Origin of the sequence: Bisbaumannia pacifica, assembly GCF_007989625.1 — a bacterium.
Classification (GTDB): Bacteria; Pseudomonadota; Gammaproteobacteria; order Pseudomonadales; family Halomonadaceae; genus Bisbaumannia; species Bisbaumannia pacifica.
Window position 1 is genome coordinate 1 of the sequence record NZ_BJUK01000075.1, and the last position, 9,459, is coordinate 9,459.

At 65.5% G+C, this 9,459-nt stretch carries 8 protein-coding genes; 3 read left to right on the top strand and 5 right to left on the bottom strand.

Annotated elements, in window-relative coordinates:
• Positions 1 to 10 precede the first annotated feature (10 nt).
• The 3 genes from HPA02_RS17395 to HPA02_RS17405 form a co-directional block, all read right to left on the bottom strand.
• Positions 11 to 538 carry a hypothetical protein gene (locus HPA02_RS17395; protein WP_146804471.1) on the bottom strand — a complete coding sequence of 176 codons (528 nt, stop codon included), beginning with the start codon at positions 536 to 538 and terminating at the stop codon, positions 11 to 13.
• Positions 539 to 652: 114 nt separating this feature from the next.
• Entirely contained in the window at positions 653 to 2,449 is a 1,797-nt protein-coding gene (locus HPA02_RS17400) for a sodium:solute symporter family protein (protein WP_146804472.1), read from the bottom strand.
• Between the two features lie 7 nt (positions 2,450 to 2,456).
• Positions 2,457 to 2,717: a DUF4212 domain-containing protein gene (locus HPA02_RS17405; protein ID WP_146804473.1), complete on the bottom strand. Its 261-nt coding sequence runs from the start codon at positions 2,715 to 2,717 to the stop codon at positions 2,457 to 2,459.
• 435 nt (positions 2,718 to 3,152) lie between these two features.
• Between HPA02_RS17405 and HPA02_RS17410 the strand changes: the two genes are divergently transcribed.
• The 3 genes from HPA02_RS17410 to ttcA all read left to right on the top strand — a co-directional run bounded on the left by HPA02_RS17410 (position 3,153) and on the right by ttcA (position 6,629).
• Complete coding sequence (locus HPA02_RS17410) at positions 3,153 to 4,973, top strand: putative nucleotidyltransferase substrate binding domain-containing protein (RefSeq protein ID WP_146804474.1); 1,821 nt, start codon at positions 3,153 to 3,155, stop codon at positions 4,971 to 4,973.
• A gap of 25 nt (positions 4,974 to 4,998) precedes the next feature.
• Complete coding sequence (locus tag HPA02_RS17415; protein ID WP_146804475.1) at positions 4,999 to 5,610, top strand: 3'-5' exonuclease; 612 nt, start codon at positions 4,999 to 5,001, stop codon at positions 5,608 to 5,610.
• 128 nt (positions 5,611 to 5,738) lie between these two features.
• On the top strand, positions 5,739 to 6,629 hold the full coding sequence (gene ttcA, locus HPA02_RS17420; RefSeq protein ID WP_244945963.1) for a tRNA 2-thiocytidine(32) synthetase TtcA: 891 nt from the start codon (positions 5,739 to 5,741) through the stop codon (positions 6,627 to 6,629).
• A 108-nt stretch (positions 6,630 to 6,737) separates the two neighbouring features.
• On the opposite strand, the gene fnr is transcribed toward ttcA, so the two are convergent.
• A complete protein-coding gene (gene fnr, locus HPA02_RS17425; protein WP_146804476.1) occupies positions 6,738 to 7,478 on the bottom strand; it encodes a fumarate/nitrate reduction transcriptional regulator Fnr in 741 nt (246 codons plus the stop codon).
• 371 nt (positions 7,479 to 7,849) lie between these two features.
• Entirely contained in the window at positions 7,850 to 9,247 is a 1,398-nt protein-coding gene (gene hemN, locus HPA02_RS17430) for an oxygen-independent coproporphyrinogen III oxidase (protein WP_146804477.1), read from the bottom strand.
• Positions 9,248 to 9,459: the final 212 nt, after the last annotated feature.

The following is a 9,459-nucleotide window of genomic DNA, read 5'->3' on the forward strand; positions in this document are numbered from 1 at the left end:
CCGGGTGTCGTTACGGCGCCGCTTGGTCGTCGTGGCAGATCGCCCGATAGAGCGGGGCCTGTTCGCTTAGCCGGCGCATCGCCTCGACCCGCGGGCGGCGGGACTCGCCCTCCAGTGGCAGGGTCTCGCGGGTGGCACAGTTCATCAGCCAGGCCTGATGGCTGACCCGGTCCTGAACCTGCTTCTCGAAACGATAGAGCAGGAATTCGACGCGCCGCCCCTCGTCTCCCTCCTGGGCCACCAGGCTCTGCGCATCGACCACGCTGAAGGCGGTGGCCATGGGGAAGAGGTAGGTCCAGGGGCGCCAGAACATGGCGTCGTACTCCACCTGCACGACCTGGGCCGTTTCCGGCAGCTGGGCGCGCTTGTGATCGAACCAGCGGTACTCGGTATGGATCTGATAGCCCAGCATGCCCAGGCCGGCGCACACCGGCACCAGCCAGCGGGGCAGCCGCTTGCCGCTGGCCAGGCGCAGCAGCTGGCCGAGGCCCGCGGCCCCGAGGCCGGCGAAGATGGCGGCGATCAAGTGCCAAATCATCGGAGTTCCTTGCGTAAAGCGCTCGGGCTTCCCATGGGAAGCCCGAGCGGTGGGAATCGACTGGCCCGGCATGCCGGGCCAGGGGGCCATTATGGCCCAGAAGGTACCGGGACGTCAGTGGCCGGTGGCGACACCCGCGCCTTTGGGATAGCGGACGCTCTCCACCAGGTCCTGGATTTCCTGGGGCGGTTCCGCGGTGGCCCGGGAGACCGTGAAGGCGACCGCGAAGTTGATGATCGCCCCCACCGCGCCGAAGGAGAGCGGCGAGATGCCCAGGATCCAGTTATCCGGGGTGTTGGCCAGCGAGTTGGTGCCGGGGATAAAGAACCAGCCCAGGTAGGTGAAGATATACAGCAGGGTGGCGATCAGGCCCGCCAGCATGCCGGCGACCGCACCCTTGTTGTTCACCCGCTTGGAGAAGATCCCCATCATCAGCGCCGGGAACAGCGAGGCGCCGGCGATACCGAAGGCCAGGGCCACCGTCTGGGCGGCGAAGCCCGGGGGGTTGAGGCCCAGGTAAGTGGCCAGCAGGATGGCCCCGGCCATGGAGATCCGCGCCGCCAGCATCTCGCCCTTCTCGCTGATATTGGGGTTGATCATGCTGCGGATCAGGTCGTGGCTGATCGCCGAGGAGATGGCCAGCAGCAGGCCCGCCGCGGTGGACAGCGCCGCGGCGATACCGCCGGCGGCGATCAGGCCAACGACCCAGGGGGGCAGGTTGGCGATCTCCGGGTTGGCCAGCACCAGGATATCGTTGTTGACGGTCAGCTCGCTGCCTTCCCAGCCACGTGCCTCGGCGGTGGCGGCGAAGTCGGGGTTGGCGTCGTTATAGAACTGGATGCGACCGTCGGCGTTCTTGTCCTCGAAGGTGATCAGGCCGGTCTCCTCCCAGGTACGTACCCAATCGGGACGCTCCGCATAGAGGATCGCCTCGCCGGCGGCGCTATCGTAGTCCTCCACCTGGCCGGTCATCTCCGGATAGACGGTGGTCATCAGGTTGAGGCGTGCCATGGAGCCCACCGCCGGTGCGGTGAGGTAGAGCAGGGCGATAAACACCAGGGCCCAGCCGGCGGACCAGCGGGCATCGGCCACCTTGGGCACGGTGAAGAAGCGGATGATGACGTGGGGCAGGCCCGCGGTACCCACCATCAGCGACAGGGTGAACAGTACCATGTTGAGCTTGTTGTCCACGTCGGCGGTGTAGTCGCGGAAGCCCAGGGCATTGACCACCTCGTCGAGCTTGGTCAGCAGCGACACGCCGGACTCGGTGTGGGTGCTGAACATGCCGAACATGGGGATGGGGTTGCCGGTCAGTTGCAGGGCGATGAACACCGCCGGGATGGTGTAGGCGATGATCAGCACGATGTACTGGGCCACCTGAGTGTAGGTGATGCCCTTCATGCCGCCGAACACGGCGTAGAGGAAGACGATGGCCGCGGCGATCCAGATGCCCGCGGTGTTGGGCACCTCGAGGAAGCGTGAGAAGGCCACGCCGGCGCCGGTCATCTGACCGATGACATAGGTCACCGAGGCGACGATCAGGCAGATCACCGCCACCAGGCGTGCCGTCTTGCTGTAGAAGCGGTCACCGATAAAGTCCGGCACGGTGAACTTGCCGAACTTGCGCAGGTAGGGCGCCAGCAGCATCGCCAGGATGACGTAGCCGCCGGTCCAGCCCATCAGGAAGGTGGAGTTGGCGTAACCGCCGGAGGCCAGCAGGCCGGCCATGGAGATAAAGGAGGCGGCGGACATCCAGTCGGCGGCGGTGGCCATACCGTTGGTCACCGGATGGACGCCGCCGCCCGCCACATAGAAGTCCTTGGTGGAACCGGCCCTCGCCCAGATGGCGATGCCGATATAGAGGGCGAAGGAGGCCCCCACGAACAGCAGGTTGATGGCAAATTGGCTCATAGTCGGCTTACTCCCCCAGGCCAAACTTCTTGTCGAGTTTGTTCATCTTCCAGGCGTAGAAGAAGATGATGCCGATAAAGGTCAGGATGGATCCCTGCTGGGCGAACCAGAAGCCCAGGTCGGTGCCGCCCACGGGGATACCGGCCAGCAACGGGCGCAGCAGGATGGCGCAGCCGTAGGAGACCAGGGCCCAGACGATCAGGCAGCCGGTGATCAGGCGGACGTTCGCCGACCAGTAGGCCGAGGCATTGGATTTCTCATCTGCCATAGTGATGCTCTCCGTTTGTTCTTGGGTTAAGGGAGATCGAGAGTGGTTTCGGTGGGTTAGTCGGCCGAAATGTGCCTGATTGATAGTGGTCAAAGGTCGGCAAAAAGAAATCCCAGACTTTGGTATCACGACTTTTTACTTAATGCCTTCTTATTTAAAAATCCATTTATTTTCAGTGGCTTGTGTCGTTGTTGGTGGTGTTGGTGCCGGGTGGGTGAAGGAGGCATTGGACGATGGTATAGGCGCGGATCGGGGGTAAAAGGCCAGGACAAAAGTCGATGCCAAAAAGCGACTTGAACCATGGTCTAACGTCGCGAATGTGACTATGGTCGAAGGCGGCGTTCCTGGCCCTCGAGGTAGGACATTGGTCTAGCAGTTAGTGGGTCGATGGCTTTGCTACTCTGCAAGGACTCTCCTCTCGTCCCGAGGCGCCCCATGGTCGATGTCGATCTCTCCCAGCCCCCTTTCACCCTGCTCGACGAGGCGGGACGGGAGCGCGTGCGAGCCGGCGTCGACCTGGCCTACTTCGACAGGGATGAGGTGATTCTCGATGCGGGACAGCCCGGTGAATACGTCTACCTGATCCATAAGGGCGAGGTGGCGGAACTCGATCCGACCCTGCCCAGCGCCACCTCGCGGATCGGTCACTACACCGCCGGCGACCTGTTCGGTGCCATCAGCATTCTCAATGGCAAGAGCCGCTACCGTTTCAAGGCGGAGCAGGAGAGCCTCTGTTATCTGCTGCCCAAGGCGCTGTTCCGCGAACTCGGCGAGCACTACCCACCCTTCGCCGAATTCTTCCGCCAGAGCCTCTCCCACAAGGCACGCCTGCTGACCGAGCGGCGCGCCGAGGGGGGCGTGACCATGGCCGGCTTTATGCTGGCGCGCATCGAGGAGTGCATGCGTGAGCCCCTGCGCCTGGGCGGCGAGACCAGCATCGCCGAGGCGGTGGCGGCCCTGAACGAGCGTCGCGCCGATAGCCTGCTGGTGCAGGAGGGCGAGCGCTTCGGCATGTTGACCAAGACCGACCTGCTCAATGCCCTGGTCGAACAGGGGCTGAGCGCCGCCAGCCCGGTGGCGGGCATCGCCCACTTCGCCCTGATCACCGCCACGCCCGGCCAGTACCTCTTCCAGGCCCTGGTGGAAATGACCCGCCATGAGGTGGCGCGAGTGGTGGTGGTCGAGGGGGGGCGGCCGGTGGGGGTGGTGGAGCTCACCGATGTGCTCAGCTATTTTTCCAGCCGCAGCTATGTGGTGAGCCTGCAGGTGGAGCAGGCCGACAGCCTGGAGGAACTGGTGCGGGCCAGCGCCCGGACCCCGGAGCTGGTCCAGGCGCTGATGGCCCAGGGGGTCAAGCTGCGCTTCGCCATGGACCTGTTGGCGGCGCTGAATGGGCGCATCATCAGCAAGGCCTGGACCTTTATGGTGGACGAGCGCTACCGCGCCGATAGCTGCCTGATGGTGATGGGCAGCGAGGGGCGCGGCGAGCAGATCCTCAAGACCGACCAGGACAACGGCCTGATCCTCGCCGATGACCTGGACTGGCCGGGATTGGGCGAGCAGATGAATGCCTTTACCGAGACCCTGATTCGCCTCGGTTATCCGCCCTGTCCCGGCAATATCATGGTCTCCAACCCGGCCTGGGTGGCCAGCCTCTCGAGCTGGAAGCAGCGCCTGGGGGGCTGGGCCGAGGCCCGCGATGGCGACAGCCTGATGAAGCTGGCCATCCTGCTGGACGCCCATGGCGTGGCCGGCAACCCGGCCCTGCTGGATGCCCTGCGCGACGAACTCTTCGCCCGCTGCTCCCGGGACGAGATCCTGCTCTCCTATTTCGCCCGTACCGCCCTGCGCTTCTCCACGCCGCTGACCCTGTTCGGCTCGCTGAAGAAGCCCCAGCACGGTATCGATATCAAGAAGGGCGGCATCTTCCCCATCGTTCACGGGGTGCGCACCCTGGCACTGGAGCGAGGCATTCGCCCCACCTCGACCCTGGCGCGCCTGGAGGCGCTGGCCGCGGACGGGCGCCTGGAGGCGCGCTTCGCCGAAGACCTGGGCGAGGCCCTGGCGCTGTGCACCGAGCTGCGCCTCAAGCAACAACTGGCGCGGCTGCATGGCGAGCACGAGGGCGAGGACACCAATCGGGTGGTGGTGCAGCGCTTGTCGTCCCTGGAACGGGACCTGCTGCGCGAGGCGCTGCATATGGTCAAGGACTTCAAGCAGCGCCTCTCCCAGCGCTATCACCTGGAATATTCATGAGCATAACAAGGACAAGGAAACTGCCATGTTGAGGGCCCTGCGTCGTGTCAGCGACCGCCGCCGCCAGGCGAATGGCGAGTATGGCTGGCTGTTCAACCCCTACACCGGCGACGAGATGGTGGCCATCGACTGCGAGACCACCGGCCTGGATACCCGCCGGGCGGAGCTGGTCTCCCTGGCGGCGGTGCGCCTCAAGGGCGACCGGGTGCTGACCAGCCAGTCGCTGGATCTGCGCCTGGCCCGCCCCGCCTCGCTCTCCGGCGACTCGATCCGCATCCATCGCCTGCGCGGCATCGACCTGGAGGGGGGCGACTCCATCGAGGCGGCCCTGGCCAAGTTCCTCGATTTCGTCGGCAACCGCCCCCTGGTGGGCTGGTGCCTGGAATTCGACCTGGCGATCCTCAACCGCTACCTGCGCGCCCACCTGGGCTTCGAGCTGCCCAATGCCCGGGTCGAGGTCTCCCAGGCCTATGCCAAGGCGCTGCGCCGCAGCCGACCGGAGCTGATTCCCAACCTGCGCTTCGAGGCGGTGGCCGAGGCCCTGGAGGTGCCGGTGATGGGGCGTCATACCGCCCTGGGCGACGCGGTGACCACGGCGCTGATGTACACTCGCGTGCAGCGGGGGCTGGTGGGGTAGCGACCCTTTCGGCTAGGTAGGCGCCGGATTCGCCAGTGAAGCGACGTCGCTGCGCCGGTTGGCGGCATAGGCAGTCTCGGGGCGGGGTGCTAGAATATTGCCCCATTTTCTCCAACCCCGGTGTGACCATGTCGACCCTGACGGATGCCCGCCCCCACGATGCCGAACCGGCGTCGGAGGCCGCGACCCTGGCCAAGCAGAAGCGCGAGTTCAACAAGCTGCAGAAGCGGCTGCGTCGCCAGGTGGGCAACGCCATCATCGATTATGGGATGATCCAGGAAGGCGACAAGGTGATGGTCTGCCTGTCCGGTGGCAAGGACAGCTACACCATGCTGGAGATCCTGCGCAACCTGCAGCGCAACGCCCCGGTGAACTTCTCCCTGGTGGCCGTCAACCTGGACCAGAAGCAGCCCGGTTTCCCCGAGCATGTGCTGCCGGCGTACCTGGACCAGTTGGGCGTCGACTACCATATCCTCGAGAAGGACACCTACTCGGTGGTCAAGGAGAAGACCCCCGAGGGCAAGACCACCTGTGCGCTTTGCTCGCGGCTGCGGCGCGGCTCCCTCTACGGCTTCGCCGAGGAGATCGGTGCCACCAAGATCGCCCTGGGTCACCATCGCGAGGATATCCTCGAGACCCTCTTCCTCAATATGTTCTTCGGCGGCAGCCTCAAGGCGATGCCCCCCAAGCTGCTCTCCGACGACGGCAAGAATATCGTCATCCGCCCCCTGGCCTACTGCCGGGAGGCGGATATCGCCGAGTTCTCGCGGCTGATGGAATTCCCCATCATTCCCTGCAACCTCTGCGGCTCCCAGCCCAACCTGCAGCGCCAGGTGGTCAAGGAGATGCTCGCCGAGTGGGAGGCCAAGCACCCGGGGCGCCTGGAGAACATGTTCAAGGCGGTCACCAATGTGGCGCCTTCCCAGCTGGCCGATCGGGAACTCTTCGACTTCGCCGGCCTGGAGGCGAAGCAGGCCAGGATGCAGGCCGACCGCATCGACCTCTTTCAGGAGCTGTAAGCCCCCCGGACTGCGTTCGGAGCTCGAAGCCCTAAGCCGGAAGAAACATCGCCCCCATGGCCTTGCCATGGGGGCGATTCATATTAGGTCGCGATCCCGCTTGCGGGGCTAGATGCAGCCTTCGCCTTCGGCGAGCTGGGCCAGGGTATCGAGGTCGAGGATATTGACCTCTCGCCCGGAAACCGCCACCAGGCCCTGGCTCTGGAAGCGCCCCAGGATGCGGCTCACCGTCTCCACCGCCAAACCCAGATGGTTGCCGATATCGGCCCGGGACATCGAGAGACGGAAGCTGTAGGCGGAGTAGCCGCGGCGGCGGAAGCGCTCGGAGAGGCCGGTGAGGAAGCTGGCCAGTCGTTCGTCGGCGGTCTTGCGGGAGAGCAGGCGGATCATGCGACGATCGTCGCGCATCTCCTTGCTCATGCTGCGGTAGAGCTGCAGGCGCAGCTCCGGCAGGTCCTCGGCCAGGCTGTTGAGGCGGTCGAAGGGAATCTCGCACACCGTGGTGGTCTCCAGGGCCACCATGCTGCCCGGATAGCTGGATTCGTCGATGCCGTCCAGGCCCACCAGCTCGCTGGGCAGATAGAAGTTGGTCAGTTGCTCTTCGCCGCCGACGCTGGTCACCTGCTTGAGGCTGCCGGATCGGACCGCGAAGACGCTGGTGAAGGCATCTCCCTGGCGGAACAGCATCTCGCCCTTCTTGAGGGGCGCGCGGCGGCGAATGATCGCATCGAACTGATCCAGGTCCTCCAGCTGCAGCGCCAGGGGCAGGCACAGCGACGCCAGGCTGCAGGTCTGACAGTGAGGCTGCTGCAGACGGGCGCGGCGGCGTTCCAGGGCGGTATGCGGCATGGGTCTCTCCGTGACGGGACTACACCCCCCATTATGGAGAACCTTGGACGGTGGGCAAAGCGAGTTCATCGGTTATCTCGTCACTTCCTGTCTCGCACTTTGGCATGATGCCGGCACCCCAAGCGCAGCACCTTGGACGCTGGGCAAGGCGAGCCTGACGTTATCGGCGGTTATCTGGTCACTTCCTGTCTCGCACTTTGGCATGATGCCGGCGCCCCAAGTGCAGCACCTTGGACGCTGGGCAAGGCGAGCCTGACGTTCGGCGGTTATCTCGTCACTTCCTGTCTCGCACTTTGGCATGATGCCGGCGCCCCAAGTGCAGCACCTTGGACGCTGGGCAAGGCGAGCCTGACGTTATCTTCTCGCCTCCCTTATAGCACCCGGGAATAGCGGCTCCCTCCTTGACCGGGGAGATGGGCATCGAAGGCCATGGCCAGGTGGCGGATCAGCAGGCGCCCCGCCGCCGTTACCTCCAGGCGCGGGCCGCGACGAATGATCAGGCCATCGGCCAGGGCGGGCGCCAGGCGCGCCAGGGCATCGCTCAGGTAGGCCTCGGCGTCCACTCCGAAGGCCTCGCCCAGGGCTCCCAGGTCCAGGGCCATGTCGCACATCAAGCGTTCGATGGCGTGGCGCCGCAGGCGATCATCGAAGCTCAGGCGCAGCCCCTTGACGGTGGCCAGGTGACCCGCATCCAGGGCCGCCTCGTAGTCGCCCAGGGCGGTGGGGTTCTGGGCATAGACGTCGTCGACGCGGCTGATGGCGGAGACGCCGAGGCCCACCAGGTCGCTGTCGGCGTGGCTGGAGTAGCCCTGGAAATTGCGCTGCAGGCTGCCCTGGCGCTGGGCCACGGCCAGGCTGTCCTCGGGGCGGGCGAAGTGATCCATGCCGATATGCACATAGCCGGCGTCCTGGAGGCGTTCGATGGTGTCCTGCAGGATGCCGAGTTTCTCCTCGGCGCCGGGCAGGTCGGCGGCGGCGATGCGCCGCTGCGGGGCGAAGCGTTCCGGCAGATGGGCATAGTTGAAGATGGAGAGCCGTGCCGGGGCCAGCTCGATCACCTGCTCCAGGGTCGCGGCGAAGCTCGCCCGGGTCTGCAACGGCAGGCCATAGATCAGGTCCAGGTTCAGGGAGTGAAAGCCCAGGCGCGCCGCCTCGTCGATCAGGCTCTCGGTCAGCACTCGGGGCTGGACCCGGTTGATCGCCTTCTGCACCCGGGGATCCAGATCCTGTACCCCCAGGCTCAGGCGGTTGAAGCCCAGCGCCTGAAGGTGGCGCAGGGTCAGCACGTCCGCCTCCCGGGGATCGATCTCGATGGCGTAGTCGCGGTCGCGGTCGCCGGAGAGGCCGAAGCGGGCATCCAGGCGATCGATCAGCTCGCTCATCTGATCCAGGGTCAGGAAGGTGGGGGTGCCGCCGCCCCAGTGCAGCTGACTGACCGGCCGCGAGGTGTCCAGGTGGCGGCTGGTCAGCGCCATCTCCCGGTCGAGGCGCGTCAGGTAGGGCCGTGCCAGGTCGGTGTTCTTGGTGGCGATCTTGTTGCAGGCGCAGTAGAAGCAGATGCGCCGGCAGAAGGGAATATGCACATAGAGCGACAGCGGGCGTCGCGAGGCATTGCCGCGCTCCAGGGCGGTGGTGAACTCCTCGGGGCCGAACTCCGCGAAGGAGAGCGCCGTGGGGTAGGAGGTATAACGGGGCCCGCTGACGTCATAGCGACGAATCAGCTCGGCGTCCCAGGCCGTGGAGGGCGGTAGCGGATAGGGCAAGGACATGATGGGGCTCTCCGGCCGAAGCGATAGTCCTATGCTAGCGGCTGGGGCCCGCGCCGCCCTTGAGCTGAGTCAAGGGCGCGACGATCAGTGTAAGTGGTCACTCGGCGCTGGCGGATGAGTGGCATGGGCATCGACCTGGGGTAGCAGGCTCCACAGCTGCCAGAGGACGAAGGCGATAATCGACAGCGCCGCCAGGGTTCGGGGGTAGTGCA

Excerpts from the sequence above, each read along its gene's own strand:
- HPA02_RS17410 (WP_146804474.1), top strand. The coding sequence starts at position 3,153 with ATGGTCGATGTCGATCTCTCCCAGCCCCCTTTCACCCTGCTCGACGAG.
- HPA02_RS17400 (WP_146804472.1), bottom strand. The coding sequence starts at position 2,449 with ATGAGCCAATTTGCCATCAACCTGCTGTTCGTGGGGGCCTCCTTCGCC.
- hemN (WP_146804477.1), bottom strand. The coding sequence starts at position 9,247 with ATGTCCTTGCCCTATCCGCTACCGCCCTCCACGGCCTGGGACGCCGAG.
- fnr (WP_146804476.1), bottom strand. The coding sequence starts at position 7,478 with ATGCCGCATACCGCCCTGGAACGCCGCCGCGCCCGTCTGCAGCAGCCT.
- HPA02_RS17405 (WP_146804473.1), bottom strand. The coding sequence starts at position 2,717 with ATGGCAGATGAGAAATCCAATGCCTCGGCCTACTGGTCGGCGAACGTC.
- HPA02_RS17415 (WP_146804475.1), top strand. The coding sequence starts at position 4,999 with ATGTTGAGGGCCCTGCGTCGTGTCAGCGACCGCCGCCGCCAGGCGAAT.
- HPA02_RS17395 (WP_146804471.1), bottom strand. The coding sequence starts at position 538 with ATGATTTGGCACTTGATCGCCGCCATCTTCGCCGGCCTCGGGGCCGCG.
- ttcA (WP_244945963.1), top strand. The coding sequence starts at position 5,739 with ATGTCGACCCTGACGGATGCCCGCCCCCACGATGCCGAACCGGCGTCG.